Here is a 16276-nt window from a genome sequence, read left to right as displayed (position 1 = left end):
AGGCTTATTCATTTCCCAGCCCAAGACGTTCTCTTGCATAAGAACCATCCTGAACTCTACGCCACCAATTCTCATTTTCCAGATACCATTGCACCGTTTTGCGGATGCCGGATTCGAATGTTTCTTGCGGTGTCCAACCTAATTCACGTTCAATTTTCGCCGCATCAATTGCGTAACGCATGTCGTGCCCCGGGCGATCAGCCACATGGGTAATTAAATCCCGGAAATATGCAATTCCTGCCGGTTTTTTCAGGCCCTTCCCTTCGGCACAAAGCTCTTCCAGCAATGCACAAATCGTTTCCACCACATCAATATTGCGGCGCTCATTATGCCCGCCGATATTATAGGTTTCGCCGGGCTTGGCCTGAGTTACCACCAAATGCAGCGCTCGCGCATGATCTTCTACATACAGCCAATCTCTGATTTGTTCACCTTTGCCATAGACCGGCAACGGCTTGCCTTCCAGTGCATTAAGGATCACCAGCGGGATCAGTTTTTCCGGGAAGTGGTAAGGCCCATAGTTGTTGGAACAGTTGGTGATTATCGTGGGTAAACCATAAGTCCGGCGCCATGCCCTGACCAAATGGTCACTGGATGCTTTTGAGGCCGAATAAGGGCTGCTCGGCGCATAAGGCGTGGTTTCAGTAAAGAACCCGTCTTCACCGTGTAAATCACCATAAACTTCGTCAGTCGAGATATGATGAAAACGAAAGGCAGCCTGCTTTTCTTGATCCAGTTGTGACCAAAATGCACGAGCTGCTTCCAGTAAGACATAAGTACCAATGATATTGGTTTCAATAAAAGCGGCTGGGCCATCAATTGAACGGTCAACGTGACTTTCCGCCGCCAGATGCATGACTGCGTCTGGTTGGTATTGTTGGAATACACGATCCAAGGCATCCCGTTGGCGGATATCAACCTGCTCAAATGCATAGCGGGGATGATTGGCAACCGATGCCAGTGACTCAAGGTTACCGGCATAAGTCAGACTATCCACGACGACAACGCTGTCTTCCGTCTGGTTGATAATATGACGGACAACCGCAGAGCCGATAAAGCCCGCACCGCCGGTGATCAGAATACGTTTCAACGCCAAACTCCTTTTGTATCCACAATCCATTTCTGTTTGATTTCACTGCCACTGATGGCCTTGAACTGACGGTGATCCACCAGCATTAACACCACGTCTGCCTCTGCCAGTGCCTGATCCACATCCATCAACTCAACCAAGCCTTTTAATGAACGAGGGAGTTCATGTACATTGGGTTCAACGGCCACAGTTTGCCCTGCATGCCACTGGGCAACTAGCTCTGTGATATGAACGGCCGGGCTTTCACGTAAATCATCAATGTTGGGTTTGAAAGACAGACCGAAACAAGCGATCTTAATTTCATTCGCGCGTTTGCCACTCTCTGCCAAACAATCCGCCACTGCGGCTTTCACTTGGTCAACCACCCAAAGTGGTTTGCCATCATTGACTAAACGCGCCGTATGGATCAAACGGGACTGTTCAGGATTCTGAGATACGATAAACCACGGATCAACGGCGATACAGTGCCCGCCAACACCCGGGCCGGGCTGCAAGATATTCACGCGTGGATGGCGGTTTGCCAGACTGATCAATTCCCACACATTGATCCCCTGTTCAGCACAAATCAGGGAAAGTTCATTGGCAAAGGCGATATTGACATCACGGAAGCTGTTTTCTGTCAGTTTGCACATTTCCGCCGTTTTGGCATTGGTGATAACGCATTCACCTTCAAGGAAAATTTTGTACAGTTCGCTTGCCCTACGGGAGGATTTGGCTGTCATGCCACCGACTACGCGGTCATTTTTGATAAGCTCCACCATGACTTGGCCCGGCAACACACGCTCAGGGCAGTAAGCAATATCAATGTCTGAATCTTCACCAGCCTGCTGTGGAAATGAAAGGTCAGGACGTACCATCGCCAGCCATTCTGCCATTTGCTCCGTCGCACCCACAGGCGATGTGGATTCCAAAATGATTAAATCGCCTTTTTTCAAAACCGGAGCGATTGATTCAGCCGCAGAACGAACATAAGCCATGTCCGGCTCGTGTTCACCTTTAAACGGAGTCGGTACAGCAATCAAGAACGCATCCGCCGCTTGAGGCGCGGTCACGGCTCTTAAATAGCCGCCTTCAACGGCAGCCTTGACCACTTTATCCAAATCAGGTTCAACAATATGAATTTCGCCACGGTTAATCGTTGCAACCGCATGTTGATTGACATCAACGCCAATAACCATTTTTTGGCGGGAGGCAAATGCCGCGGCGGTCGGCAATCCAATATAACCAAGGCCGATAACAGAAATTGTTTCAAAATTCATAATGTCACCTGATTTTTCTTTAATGCTTCAAGAATTCGCTGGCAGGCCTGCCCATCACCATAAGGGTTGTGAGCGTGGCTCATTTGTTGATAGGCGATGTCATCCGTCAACAGACGCGTAACTTCTGCAACGATAGTCTGTGTTTCGGTTCCCACTAATTTTACGGTTCCCGCATCAACGGCTTCAGGCCGCTCTGTGGTATTGCGCATGACCAAAACCGGTTTTCCCAGAGAAGGCGCTTCTTCTTGGATACCACCAGAATCGGTCAGGATCATGTAGGCATGATTCATCAAATAAACGAATGGCAAGTAATCCTGCGGGTTGATAAGTATAACGTTATCAATACCATGCAGAATACGTTTTACAGGCTCACTGACATTCGGATTCAAATGGACAGGATAAACGACTTGGACATCAGGATGTGCTCTGGCGATTTGGGCCAAGGCTTCGCAGATACACTCAAAGCCCTTGCCAAAGCTCTCACGGCGATGGCCTGTCACCAGAATCATTTTTTTATTGGAGTCAATGAACGGATAAAATTCAGCAAGCTGGCCGGACATCGTTTCGTCATTCACGATACGGTCACGCACCGACAACAGGGCATCGATCACTGTATTGCCGGTAACGAAAATTCGGTTTCCTGCAATGGATTCTTTCAATAGATTGTTGCGGGAGTTTTCCGTCGGCGCAAAATGGTACATTGCCAGATGCCCGGCGATCTTACGGTTGGCCTCTTCTGGCCACGGAGAATACAAGTCTCCCGTTCTCAATCCCGCCTCAATGTGGCCTACAGGAATATGTTGGTAAAATGCCGCCAGACTGGTTGCCATGGTTGTTGTCGTATCGCCATGCACCAGCACGACATCCGGCTTGAACTCTTCCAGTACAGGCTTGATACCTTGCAAAATACGGCAGGTAATATCAGTCAGATCCTGCCCTTTCTGCATGATATTGAGGTCAAAATCCGGTGTTATCCCAAACAAATGCAAAACCTGATCCAGCATCTCCCTATGCTGGGCAGTAACACACACTTTTGCGTCAAAGGCAAGATCCCTAGCCAATGCGTGTACCAACGGTGCCATTTTAATGGCTTCAGGCCGGGTACCAAACACAGTCAACACTTTCACAGTGGCTCTCTTATTTTATTAATCATTACAGATAATTCCACGAAAGGGAGTGGTTACTTACGATTCCGTTTTACCAAAGCAACGCCCGCCCCAACCAACATACCGATAGCTCCCCACATCACCATCATAAAAATACGGCGGGGGCTATCTCGGTTAACGGGTTCTTCAGGGGTTCTGAGGTAACGATATGTCTGAAAAGTGTTTTGCAAGGTCGGCCCAACATTCAATGTCGCCAACATTGCGATGTTTTGGTCATAATCAATGCTGTAATCAGGGCCGGTAGCCTCCAGAGTTTCAATCTGGGCCTGCAACAGTGGTGTGCCCAACATAAACATTTTGGATTCAGGCAGTTCTTCGATAGGGATGTTTGTTTGATTGCGATGAATGCCTTGTTTTTCGGCCACTTTCAGTGATTGCTGCAAGACATTCAATTCACGTCCATAGACTGCCTTGGCGACTATTTCCTGACGTTTGACCAGCGCTTTCATCGATTGGGTGCGTGTTAACCATGCACCTTTGATTTCATTGTTGAGGTGGGTACTCGCCCTTTGATTCGCAAACGCAATATATTGGCGCAGGAGCTGGTTGGCATCAGCTGCGGTTTCTGCTGTCAATTTGATACTGTCATCCAACGCTTTTTTATCGTCACTCCGCGTGATTTTAATATCATTGATCAGATTTTCCAGCAGCACAGCGTCCGCTTTTTCTCTCCCTTCCCTGCGCTGTTTGTAATAATCTGAATGAAGCCAGAATTCACGGCGTGTGTCATAGGCTGATACCTGAGTCATAAACTCTTTGTATGCACCATCCGAAATGGTCGGCAGTTGAGTTTCTGGTGAGGCATTGATGTGAGTATCCAAATTACGCAAAAATTGTTGTTGCGAATAGTAGCTACCCAAATTATTGGTCGTCGGTAAATCTGTAATAGCGGTTGCGCTCCACTTTTGTGGCATCAAATAAGATGCCAGCAGAGCAACGGCAGCGAAAATAATTGCCAGTGCGATAATCCATATCTTTCCACGCCACAGAGCATGACACAGTCCACGAATATCCAATTCATACTCTATAGCTGGCTGATCCTGTTTAGATTTCGTTTCTGAGTTTATCACTGCACAAAACCTCTTTGATAAGTCGATGTTTTTAATGGTGGCTGGCAGTCCGGCGTATGCGTCGCTTAAATCGTTTGATAAAACGGGCTACTCGCCAGGCTCGTTTGATGCAATAGCCATACAACATAAAAGCAAGCAAGAATAATGCCAACATAACCCATTCAGGAACAAAACTTAACCGTTCACCAATAATCCCAAAGGCCGCCAATAAAGCTGCTGCCAAAGTAATCAAGATAAATGCCTGACGGGAAGTAAACCCAGCACGCATGATCAAGTGATGAATATGTTGACGATCTGGAGAGAATGGACTCATACCCTTACGTAAGCGGCGATACATAATGGCGACCATATCCATCAGGGGAATCGCAATGATCCATAATGCTGTTACAGGGTTAATCGAACGATTTTCCCCTTGAGTCGCTTCAGTCAGCAACCAAATAATGGTGAAACCGATTAAAGTGCTTCCTGCATCTCCCATAAAGACTTTGAAGCGCTTTCCTAATAACCCAAGGTTGAGAAAAATGTAAGGCAATATGCCGGCAATAAATGCAAAACACCAAAATGCCAAGGCGGTATTACCTTTTTCGTACAGCAAAATTCCCAACGCGCCGAAAGAGATACAGGATAGTCCCCCCAACAAACCATCAATCCCATCTACCATGTTGAAAGCATTAATGGCAGCCCAGACAGCGAATAAAGTCACAACATAACTGAATGGCCCTAAGATCATTTCCCATGGACCAAAGGTATTCCCTAGACTTTCAAGTTTAAGGCCCGCGAAATACATCATGCTGATACCAACCAATGCCTGGATGGTTGCCCTAATCTTCACACTGATATCGAAGCGGTCATCCAATGCACCAACAAACACCAATATCCCTGCACAGGCAAGGTATAACCATTTATGAGGTATAAACTCTTTTGTAATAACAAATGCGAAACAAACACCAAAAAACACAGAAATTCCACCAACCAGAGGGATCAGTCCATGATGGCGCTTACGATAATTCGGCTTATCAACCAGACCGATATTTTTTGCAACTTTGCGCGCCATAAATAAAAACGCAAATGAGAATATAAATACGCAAAAAATTTCGATACTCATGCTGGAAATATTCACAATAACAACTCTCTGTAAAAATAATGATGGGTCATCTATTATTCGTTGACTTATGGATACCCAGTGTGACACCGCATCCATAAGTTCCCTGCCACAAAACAAGGTATCTTGGCTTATAAAAAATTATAAAAAGTAACAAAATGGGACACATAAGCTATAAGTCACGATCAATAATTTTTTGAATCATCAAAAAATATTGCTTATAAAACATACTGTTAAACACTCGGAAAACATGCAATATATGTACCAATTTAAGCGAATAAGGTAAGTTACAAATAAAAAAAACGCCACAAAAACGTGGCGCTTTCATGAAATGATTATTTTTTATTGCGTGAGAACTAACTTGCAATGTTATCGCTTCACTCGCGCAACTATGAACGTTTCATAAAGTCGAAGAATTCTTCGTTTGTTTTTGTCATAGCCAGCTTGTTGATAAGGAATTCCATCGCATCAATTTCACCCATCGGATGAATAATCTTACGCAGGATCCACATTTTCTGTAGTTCATCCTGTACAGTAAGCAGCTCTTCTTTACGCGTTCCTGAACGGTTGTAGTCAATGGCAGGGAAAACACGTTTTTCAGCAATTTTGCGAGACAAGTGCAGTTCCATGTTGCCTGTACCCTTGAACTCTTCGTAGATGACTTCATCCATTTTAGAGCCGGTATCAACCAACGCGGTCGCAATAATGGTCAGGCTACCACCTTCTTCAACGTTACGGGCAGCACCAAAGAAACGTTTTGGACGATGCAATGCATTCGCGTCCACACCACCAGTCAATACCTTACCAGAAGCAGGTACCACGGTGTTATAAGCACGGGCCAGACGGGTAATGGAGTCCAGCAGAATAATAACGTCTTTTTTGTGTTCAACCAGGCGTTTCGCCTTTTCGATGACCATTTCAGCCACTTGAACGTGACGGGAAGCCGGTTCATCAAATGTGGAAGCGATCACTTCACCTTTTACCAGACGCTGCATTTCGGTTACTTCTTCTGGACGCTCGTCAATCAGCAGAACCATCAAAACGCAATCAGGGTAATTATGGGCAATATTAGCTGCAATGTTTTGCAGCAGCATGGTTTTACCCGCTTTTGGTGGAGCAACAATCAGACCACGCTGGCCTCGGCCAATCGGGGCCGCCAGATCCAGTACGCGAGCAGTCAAATCTTCAGTAGAACCATTACCGCGTTCCATGCGCAAGCGATTGTTGGCATGCAATGGGGTCAAGTTTTCAAACAGGATTTTACTGCGGGCATTTTCAGGCTTGTCAAAGTTAACTTCATTAACTTTCAGCAAGGCAAAATAGCGTTCCCCTTCTTTGGGTGGGCGAATTTTTCCTGAAATTGTATCACCGGTACGGAGGTTAAAACGGCGGATTTGACTAGGAGAAACGTAGATATCATCGGGGCCGGCAAGGTAGGAGCTGTCTGCTGAGCGGAGGAAACCAAATCCATCCTGTAATATCTCCAGCACACCATCTCCGAAAATATCCTCTCCGCTTTTCGCATGCTGTTTGAGGATAGAGAAAATGATGTCTTGCTTACGCATACGAGCCAGATTTTCCAGCCCCATATTTTCGCCGAGAGTAATCAACTCTGATACCGGCGTATTTTTTAATTCGGTAAGATTCATAATGGTGGGTTCTTTAACTCGGGGTATATCTCGAACTATGAACGTGAATGGTATGGCAGCGTTATCGATGCCTGTTTATTTGTACCAAAAACGAATAACACCTTCTAACATATTAAATTATATTACAAGGCAGTAACTTGGAGCACTCAGGGAGATAGCAAATTAAGGCTGACAAACAGTCAAATATGACTGAGACAATAACGAAACGTGGTTTATGTCAATATATACCTGTCGTCTTTCAAGTTGCCTTTTTGTTGGCTGCGTTCATTCATTCCAGTCACATAGTTATCTATGTTCCCGAAGGTTCACTCCCTTGCCACCGTGACGCATCTTGAAATCCATAAGGTATAGGAACTATCTCAGCGCAAGTATTATCTCTGAATGAGTACTGTTTATAACTATTTTTACTATACCCTTCGTCTTTCAAATCGCTTCTTTGTTGGCTGCGATGCAACTTGAAATCCATTGGGTATATATATCTAAACTATCTATATGTTACGCCAAATCTATAATGCAACCACATAATGTGAACATTATTCATGTGTCATAACAATGGATACTATTTCAGCGCGAGCAGCTTCGTTACGGAATCAATATCTGATAGTAAGAAGACCCAACATGAAAATGCCCAGTAAAACATCCTAATTGAAGATGTTTAGCATTAGAACGCATCAGCACGCCAATCTATATACAATCCATATAACTAATACTTTGTATATAGACTCAGAAGGTTTACTCAATGCGATATGCTATCAGATACTTTAGGTGATCCAGAATTAACAGATTTATCAGATACTACAGATTTTTTAGTACGCAACATGCGTTATGTCAACTCCTGATCCCAACTATTTATACAACTCTTTATACAAATAAGCCGTTATATCGAATGAGGAATTCTCTTACGCAATGCTCCATATGAGTACGTGGACGCTAACTTATCACGCTTCGTAGCGGACGTCTAGCGGTCAATAAGATAAATAACTCTATACGCTAAACGCCCGTAATTACTGTGACCTATTTCTAAATTAGAGGTGAGGTTCCAAAAATTCTTTCAATTGAGTTTTTGACAACGCTCCCACTTTTACTGCGACTTTCTCACCATCTTTGAACAGAATCATCGTTGGGATACCACGAATACCGAATTTCGGTGCTGTTTCACTGTGATCATCAATGTTCAATTTAGCGACAGTCAGTTCTCCCGCGTAATCGGAAGAAATTTCATCCAGAATAGGAGCAATCATTTTACAAGGGCCGCACCACTCAGCCCAGAATTCGACCAGGACGGCACCTTTCACATTCAGCTTATCTTCGACAAAATCACTGTCAGCCAGATGAAGGATACCTGCTTTCGCAGTTTCTGCTGTCTCGTCGTTCATAATCTTTTCGTTCATTTTTTTGCTCCAAAAGTAACATCTTTTACTACGTCAGTGTACATTACCAACACTAGGGTGTCTTTATTTCAGCGGATACACTTTCTTAAAGCAATAGTTAACTGATATTCTACCATACTATGAGCAAAACACATTTGACAGAAAAGAAGTTTTCCGACTTCGCATTGCACCCCAAAGTCCTGGGAGCCCTTGATAAGAAGGGTTTCTCAAACTGTACGCCGATACAGGCGCTAACATTGCCTTTTACTGTCGAAGGCCGAGACGTTGCGGGGCAGGCACAAACCGGAACAGGCAAGACGCTGGCATTTCTGGCGTCTACTTTTCACTATTTACTGACGAATCCTGCGGCGAAAGAGCGCAAAATCAATCAGCCGAGAGCATTGATTATGGCGCCTACCCGCGAATTGGCAGTCCAGATTTACTCTGACGCAGAAGAACTGGCAGAAGTTACTGGATTGAAAATGGGCCTTGCCTACGGCGGCGATGGCTACGACAAACAACTTAAAGTGCTGGAATCAGGTGTCGATATTGTTATCGGGACAACCGGACGTTTAATCGACTACGCAAAACAAGGCCATATCCATCTTGGCGCCATTCAGGTTGTCGTACTTGATGAAGCAGATCGCATGTATGATCTAGGCTTTATCAAAGATATTCGCTGGCTGTTCCGTCGCATTCCGGCGGCAACGGAAAGAATGAATCTGCTATTTTCCGCTACCCTGTCTTACCGGGTGCGTGAACTGGCTTTTGAACAGATGAATAATCCTGAATATGTAGAAGTAGAGCCTTTGCAAAAAACAGGTCATCGCATTCAAGAAGAACTGTTTTATCCTTCCAATGAAGAAAAAATGCGTCTGCTACAGACCTTGCTGGAAGAAGAGTGGCCAGACCGCTGCATTATTTTCGCCAATACGAAACATCGTTGTGAAGATATTTGGGCCCATTTGGCTGCTGATGGTCACCGTGTCGGTCTCCTGACTGGTGATGTTGCCCAGAAAAAGCGCCTGCGTATTCTGGAAGAATTCAGTCTGGGTAATCTGGATATTCTGGTGGCCACCGATGTAGCTGCCCGTGGCCTGCATATTCCATCTGTGACACATGTATTTAACTATGACCTGCCGGATGATTGCGAAGATTATGTCCACCGGATTGGTCGAACAGGCCGCGCCGGAGAGAGTGGTCATTCTATCAGCCTGGCATGTGAAGAGTATGTGTTGAATTTACCGGCGATCGAAGAATATATTCAGCACCAAATCCCTGTCAGCAAATATAACAGTGATGCATTATTAAAAGATTTACCTGTCCCTAAGCGCCGTAACCGCGCACGTTCAGGGGGACATCCACGACGGACGAATATGCCGCGTCGAGGTAATCCAACACGCAACCGCAAACGCCCAAGCTGAGATAATGCGGTGCAGGAATAACACGATGCTAAAACAATATATGCCGGAATAATATACTATGCTGAGTTCTTCTTCGCTCTATGCGGCCATCGATTTAGGCTCAAACAGCTTTCATATGCTGGTTGTCCGCGAAGTCTCCGGAAGTATTCAAGTAGTCAGTCGCATCAAGCGTAAAGTGAGGCTGGCTGCTGGGTTGGATAAGAATAACCTGCTCTCACAGCAATCAATGGAGCGGGGATGGCAGTGTTTACGCCTCTTTTCCGAATACTTGCAGGGTATTCCTGCCACGCATATTCGTGTTGTTGCGACCGCAACCTTGCGTCTGGCGGTAAATTCGGACGTTTTTGTCGGGAAAGCCTCAGAAATATTGAGTGTTCCCGTCAACGTCATCAGCGGAGAAGAAGAAGCCCGGCTGATTTATCAAGGTGTAGCCCACACGACGGGTGGATCTGAAAACCGGCTTGTGGTGGACATTGGTGGCGGCAGTACAGAGCTGGTAACAGGAACTGGAGCCAGGGCCAACCAGCTATTCAGCCTCGAAATGGGTTGTGTAACTTGGTTGGATCGTTATTTTAATGATCGCAGCCTGACGGAAGAAAACTTTACCAAAGCCGAATCTGCTGCCCATGAAATACTCAGCCCGATTACCACAGCGTTGCTTCAGCAGGGCTGGCAAATCTGCGTAGGTGCTTCCGGTACAGTGCAAGCCTTACAAGAAATTATGATCGCTCAAGGGATGGACGAGTTGATCACGTTGCCAAAACTCCAGCAACTCAAATATCAGGCGATCGAATGTGGCAAGTTGGAAGAATTGGAAATTGCCGGGCTGACGCTAGAACGAGCGTTAGTTTTTCCCAGCGGGTTAGCCATCTTAATCGCCATTTTTCAGGCTTTGAACATTGAAAGCATGATCCTGGCTGGTGGCGCCCTGCGCGAAGGCTTAGTATATGGAATGTTGCATTTACCCATTGAACAGGATATTCGCGCCAGAACTATCTTCAATATTCAACAACGTTTTCAGATAGATATTGAACAGGCACAGCGAGTAAAACAACTGACAGAACATTTTGGCCAGCAAGTTGCCAAACCATGGGAGCTGGATAATCGTTGCCTTGAGTTATTGAGCAGCGCCAGTTTGCTTCATGAAATCGGCTTGTTCGTTGATTTTCGTCAGGCACCGGCACACTCTGCCTATCTGATCAATCATCTGGCTTTGCCCGGTTATACCCCCGCCCAGAAACGGTTGCTGGCCGCTTTATTGGAAAATCAAAATGGGCCAATCGATCTAACGTCTCTTAGTCAACAAAATGCCCTGCCATTGTTGCAGACCCAGAGGTTAAGCCGCCTATTAAGGCTGGCGATTATTTTCGCCAGCCGCCGGCGGGATGACAGCTTATCAGAGTTGCAATTACAAGTGGAAAATGAGGATCTCATTATCACTTTGCCTTACCAATGGCAGGCCAAACACCCACTCAGGGCAGAAACGTTACAACAAGAAATAAAATGGCAGAGCTATGTTCAATGGCCATTGCTTCTGAAGGAGCAGGATCATCTCCATCAGAAACAAGATAACGCCAATAGTTAACAATAAGAGCAACCGCATACTAACGTTAATTATCGATATGACGGTGACTGAAATTAAAATCCCCATCCAAATTTAGGCAGGCAACAATTGCAAAATAATGGGGATAGTCACTAATGCGATAAGCAGGGAGATAATAATGGAAAGGGAAATGGCTTCCTGTTTAAAACCATACTTATTGGCAAAAACATAAACCCCCGCCCCTATTGGCTGCGCCGCCATAACAACCGCAACAATCATCCAAATATCTGCTTTCTGCATGCCAAACAAATAATAGGCACAGATAAACGTAATCAATGGCTGTATGCCAATCTTAAGGCATAACATTGGGACAACCAGTTTCAATGTATGACCATTGATATGTTCTGTAATCTTAAGGCGAGATAAACCCAATCCTAAAGCGAATAGCGCTGTTGGGCCAGCCGCACTGCCAAGCAGCTGGGCAAATGATTGCAAAAATTGCGGAACCGGAATGCTAAGGCAAACGAAAACCAAGCCTGCAATAACAGAGACAGTCAGGGGATTGCTCAATGTCGTTTTTAATGCCCCGGTGAAACTTTGCCTGATCGATATCTTACTGCCTGATTGGCGTGAGGAAAAAATATCATAAGTCACGATAACCGCTATGATAGCCGGGATATTATGCAAAATCGTCGCAATGGCAGCCGGAAGCGCAGCAGATTCACCGTAAACAGAAATCAGGATCGGAACGCCCATATATCCGGTTGTGCCATAACATGCCCCCATGCTTAAAATCGACGATTGTGGCAAACCAATCCCCATGATTTTTGCCACCAGAATGCCTAAAATATACACCGCACCGATTCCGGCCAGACTGGCTGCGATAAATCCCCACTGTTTCAGCTCACTCATATCTGCACGAGCAATGGCAAGGAATAATAACGCGGGAAGTGCGATATAAAGTACATAATCATTGATTAACTTATCGGACAACCCGCTATCAGGACGTAAACGACCAAAAAAATACCCGACCAAGATAATTAGGAATATAGGTGCAACTATCATAAACATTTTAAAGCCAGCCTTATGCAGATGAATTTAAAATAATATAGCTATTCATTAAAAATCAGTGGGAATATTACTTTAAGCAATGCACTCCCTTTTATGAAAAAGAGGGCTTATGGCAGCTTTCATTTTTTTTGCCCCAATCCCAAGCGGGATTTAATGTCTGCAAGGCGCGATTGTCCCTGCTTCATTCTCTCTTCTGCACTCACCACACGTTTACTCTGTGGCCAGCTCAAATCATCTTGAGGCAATTCCAGCAAAAAACGACTTGGCTCCGGGCGAATGAGTTCGCCATACTGGCGGCGCTCTTTGCTAAGAGTGAAGAAAAGCTCTCTCTGTGCACGCGTGATCCCCACATAAGCCAAACGGCGCTCTTCCTCAATATTGTCTTCATCAATGCTACTTTGGTGTGGCAACAAACCCTCTTCCATGCCAACCAAGAAAACATAAGGAAATTCCAACCCCTTGGAAGCGTGCAATGTCATCAACTGAACCTGATCCAGCTCTTCATTTTCCTCTCCTCTTTCCAGCATATCCCGCAGAGTAAAACGCGCCACGACTTGGGAAAGCGTCATCGGTTCATCCAAATCATTCCCCTCAAGCATTTCGCTCATCCAAGTGAAGAGTTGATTGACGTTTTTCATTCTCATCTCTGCCGCTTTCGGACTCGGCGAGGTTTCATAGAGCCAGCTTTCATAATCCATGCCCCGCAGCAAATCCCTTACCGCCAGTAATGGCTCCCGTTCAACCTGACGGGTTATCTCTTCCATCCAGTGAGTAAACCGTTGTAATGCGGCCAAGCCCCGCCCATTCAAATGCTGCTCCAAACCGAGATCAAAACTGGCTTGATATAAGCTTTTGTCACGCTGATTCGCCCACTCGCCCAATTTCTGGATAGTGACCGCCCCAATTTCTCTCCGTGGAGTATTGACGATACGCAAAAACGCGCTGTCATCTTCAGGATTGGTCAAAACACGCAGGTAGGAAAGTAAGTCCTTGATCTCCGGTCGGGAAAAGAACGATGTTCCGCCCGAAATACGATAAGGAATACGGTTTTGCATCAACATTTTTTCAAAGATACGGGATTGGTGATTGCCACGATAAAGGATCGCGTAATCTTTATATTCCGTTTTGTTGATAAAATGATGGGCGATCAGTTCACCGACTACGCGTTCAGCCTCATGATCTTCGTTATTGGCTTCGATCACTCTGAGAGGCTCGCCATAATGCAGCTCTGAAAAAAGTTTTTTCTCAAATACATGAGGGTTGTTAGCAATCAAAATATTGGCCGCTTTCAATATCCTTCCTGACGAACGGTAATTTTGCTCCAGTTTGATCACATTCAGCTGAGGGAAATCCTCTTTCAATAAGATCAAGTTTTGCGGGCGGGCACCACGCCATGAATAGATAGACTGATCATCATCGCCAACGACCGTAAAACGAGCACGGTTCCCCACCAACAGTTTCACCAATTGATACTGGCTGGTGTTGGTATCCTGATATTCATCCACCAGCAAGTAACGGATCTTATTCTGCCAACGTTCCCTGACTTCCTCATCGCGCATTAGCAACAGTGTTGGCTTTGTGATCAGATCATCAAAATCGAGAACATTACAGCTCGTCAGATGCAGGTCATAACGGCGATAACACTCAGCAAACTGATGATCTTGTGCCGAACGTGCAGTACCAATCACTCGTTCTGGCGACATTAAGTCATTCTTCCAGTTAGAAATATTCGAAATCAGCTTTTGCAGCAGATCCTTATCTTCCTCCAGCAAATCTGCGGTCAAATCTTTTAATAAGGCCATTTGATCTTGGTCGTCGAACAACGAAAAATTGCTCTTCATACCCAACGCCTTGTATTCACGCTTGATTATTTCCAAACCCAAAGTATGAAAAGTCGAGATCATCAACCCCTTAGCTTCCTTCCGGCCCAGAGTCTGTGCCACACGTTCTTTCATTTCGCGCGCCGCCTTATTGGTGAAGGTGACGGCCACAATGTGGCGGGGCTGATAGCCACAACCGCGGATCAGGTGGGCAATTTTATTAGTGATGACTCGGGTTTTGCCGGAGCCAGCACCCGCCAGAACCAGACAAGGCCCTGTGACAAATTCAACCGCTTGTTGTTGGCTTGGATTTAATCGCATATTTTTTGAAGGTTATATCAGGATGAAAGATCAAGGAGCTGAATTGTAGCAGAAAGCAAGGCTCAGTTATGAACTCATACAATAAATGAAGCCGATGGTTTTTACTGAAATTTTAAGTACCTTAAACTGAATACATAATGAGCCCCACTAATTTAAATACTTAGCATAATTCCGGCTTAACCGGTGTTATAACAATTTCCGTTGAGGTGAAAATCAATCAAAAAGGAGATGCGATATGCTACGTAATACTGGCTTTTTCTTTGATGAACTTTGTTTCTGGCATAGTTCTGGATTATCTCATGTTGTCACATTTCCTGTAGGTGGGTGGGTTCAGCCTCCTGCAAGTAATGGGCATGCGGAATCCCCCGAAACCAAACGCAGAATGAAAAGCTTAATGGATGTTTCAGGCTTAAGTCGTTCATTGCATTTACGAAGTGCTGAGCCTCTCGATGATGAAACATTAAAGCTTGTCCATACCGAAGAGTATTTACATCGTTTTAAGTCCATGAGCGATAATGGGGGCGGTATATTGGAACCTTCCGCCCCGATGGGACAAGGCACCTATGAGATAGCCAAACTTTCCGCCGGCCTGGCTTATGCCGCAGTTAAAGCAGTATTGGCTGGTGAGTTGGATAACGCTTACAGTCTTTCCCGCCCTCCCGGACACCATTGCTTGCCTGATAGCGCGATGGGCTTTTGTTTTCTTGCCAATATTGCCCTTGCCATTGAGGCCGCAAAAGCAAAACTTGGCGTTGGCCGAGTTGCCGTCGTTGACTGGGATGTTCATCATGGCAATGGAACACAACACATTTTCTGGGAACGTGATGATGTGTTGACCATCTCGCTGCACCAAGACGGAAATTATCCCGAAGGTTACAGCGGTGAAGAAGATATCGGTGCCGGTAAAGGTCAAGGGTTCAATATCAATATCCCATTGATGGCAGGTGCCGGGCACAATAGTTATATGTATGCCATGGATAGAATTGTCCTGCCGGCACTCAAACGCTACCAGCCTGAATTGATTATCGTTGCCTGCGGCTATGATGCCAATGCTTACGATCCATTATCCCGAATGCTACTGCACAGCAACAGTTTTCGTGAAATGACCCGGAAAATACAACAAGCGGCGGATGAGTTATGCCACGGCAAACTGGTCATGGTGCATGAAGGGGGATATTCCGAAGCCTATGTGCCATTCTGTGGTTTGGCTGTTCTTGAGGAATTAAGCGGCGTCCGTACTGACGTTAACGACCTGTCGCTGGAAATGATCCAATTACAGCAGCCCAGAGAGCCATTTGAGATTTTACAACGCCAACTTATTGATGAAATGAGCTTAAGATTTAAGCTGTAGTTTGTATTCTGTAACATCTAAAATATTCTGCCCGATATCG

Annotated in this window: 12 protein-coding genes; 3 read left to right on the top strand and 9 right to left on the bottom strand. The window is 45.4% G+C overall.

Annotation, left to right across the window (positions count from 1 at the left end; genetic code table 11):
* Positions 1-4: 4 nt before the first annotated feature.
* From rffG to trxA, 7 genes are all read right to left on the bottom strand, one after another.
* Positions 5-1090: a dTDP-glucose 4,6-dehydratase gene (rffG, locus tag FE392_RS17130; protein WP_319931410.1), complete on the bottom strand. Its 1086-nt coding sequence runs from the start codon at positions 1088-1090 to the stop codon at positions 5-7.
* Positions 1087-2349, bottom strand: a complete 1263-nt coding sequence (gene wecC, locus FE392_RS17125; RefSeq protein ID WP_319931409.1) for a UDP-N-acetyl-D-mannosamine dehydrogenase — start codon at positions 2347-2349, stop codon at positions 1087-1089. Before wecC ends, rffG begins: the two co-directional genes overlap by 4 nt.
* Entirely contained in the window at positions 2346-3476 is a 1131-nt protein-coding gene (gene wecB / locus FE392_RS17120) for a non-hydrolyzing UDP-N-acetylglucosamine 2-epimerase (RefSeq protein ID WP_319931408.1), read from the bottom strand. The genes wecC and wecB overlap by 4 nt, the downstream gene beginning before the upstream one ends.
* A gap of 53 nt (positions 3477-3529) precedes the next feature.
* Entirely contained in the window at positions 3530-4585 is a 1056-nt protein-coding gene (gene wzzE, locus FE392_RS17115) for an ECA polysaccharide chain length modulation protein (protein WP_319931407.1), read from the bottom strand.
* Between the two features lie 31 nt (positions 4586-4616).
* A complete protein-coding gene (gene wecA, locus FE392_RS17110; RefSeq protein WP_319931406.1) occupies positions 4617-5705 on the bottom strand; it encodes a UDP-N-acetylglucosamine--undecaprenyl-phosphate N-acetylglucosaminephosphotransferase in 1089 nt (362 codons plus the stop codon).
* A 371-nt stretch (positions 5706-6076) separates the two neighbouring features.
* Positions 6077-7336, bottom strand: coding sequence for a transcription termination factor Rho (gene rho, locus FE392_RS17105; RefSeq protein WP_319931405.1), 1260 nt, complete (start codon positions 7334-7336; stop codon positions 6077-6079).
* A 1025-nt stretch (positions 7337-8361) separates the two neighbouring features.
* Positions 8362-8727, bottom strand: coding sequence for a thioredoxin TrxA (gene trxA, locus FE392_RS17100; protein ID WP_319931404.1), 366 nt, complete (start codon positions 8725-8727; stop codon positions 8362-8364).
* A gap of 119 nt (positions 8728-8846) precedes the next feature.
* On the opposite strand from trxA, the gene rhlB reads away from it, so the two are divergent.
* Together rhlB and gppA are read left to right on the top strand one after the other, a co-directional pair.
* Entirely contained in the window at positions 8847-10130 is a 1284-nt protein-coding gene (rhlB, locus tag FE392_RS17095) for an ATP-dependent RNA helicase RhlB (protein WP_319931403.1), read from the top strand.
* 58 nt (positions 10131-10188) lie between these two features.
* Entirely contained in the window at positions 10189-11715 is a 1527-nt protein-coding gene (gene gppA, locus FE392_RS17090) for a guanosine-5'-triphosphate,3'-diphosphate diphosphatase (protein ID WP_319931402.1), read from the top strand.
* 72 nt (positions 11716-11787) lie between these two features.
* Here gppA and FE392_RS17085 read toward each other — a convergent pair whose 3' ends face one another.
* On the bottom strand, positions 11788-12744 hold the full coding sequence (locus FE392_RS17085) for an AEC family transporter (protein ID WP_319931401.1): 957 nt from the start codon (positions 12742-12744) through the stop codon (positions 11788-11790).
* 119 nt (positions 12745-12863) lie between these two features.
* Positions 12864-14885, bottom strand: a complete 2022-nt coding sequence (gene rep / locus FE392_RS17080) for a DNA helicase Rep (RefSeq protein WP_319931400.1) — start codon at positions 14883-14885, stop codon at positions 12864-12866.
* A 235-nt stretch (positions 14886-15120) separates the two neighbouring features.
* On the opposite strand from rep, the gene FE392_RS17075 reads away from it, so the two are divergent.
* Positions 15121-16236 (top strand): class II histone deacetylase, encoded by a 1116-nt coding sequence (locus tag FE392_RS17075; RefSeq protein WP_319931399.1) that lies wholly within the window; start codon positions 15121-15123, stop codon positions 16234-16236.
* Positions 16237-16276 lie beyond the last annotated feature (40 nt).

The sequence above is a fragment of the Xenorhabdus santafensis genome, from assembly GCF_033949405.1.
In the GTDB taxonomy this organism is placed as follows: domain Bacteria; phylum Pseudomonadota; class Gammaproteobacteria; order Enterobacterales; family Enterobacteriaceae; genus Xenorhabdus; species Xenorhabdus santafensis.
This window is presented reverse-complemented; position numbering and strand designations above follow the sequence as displayed.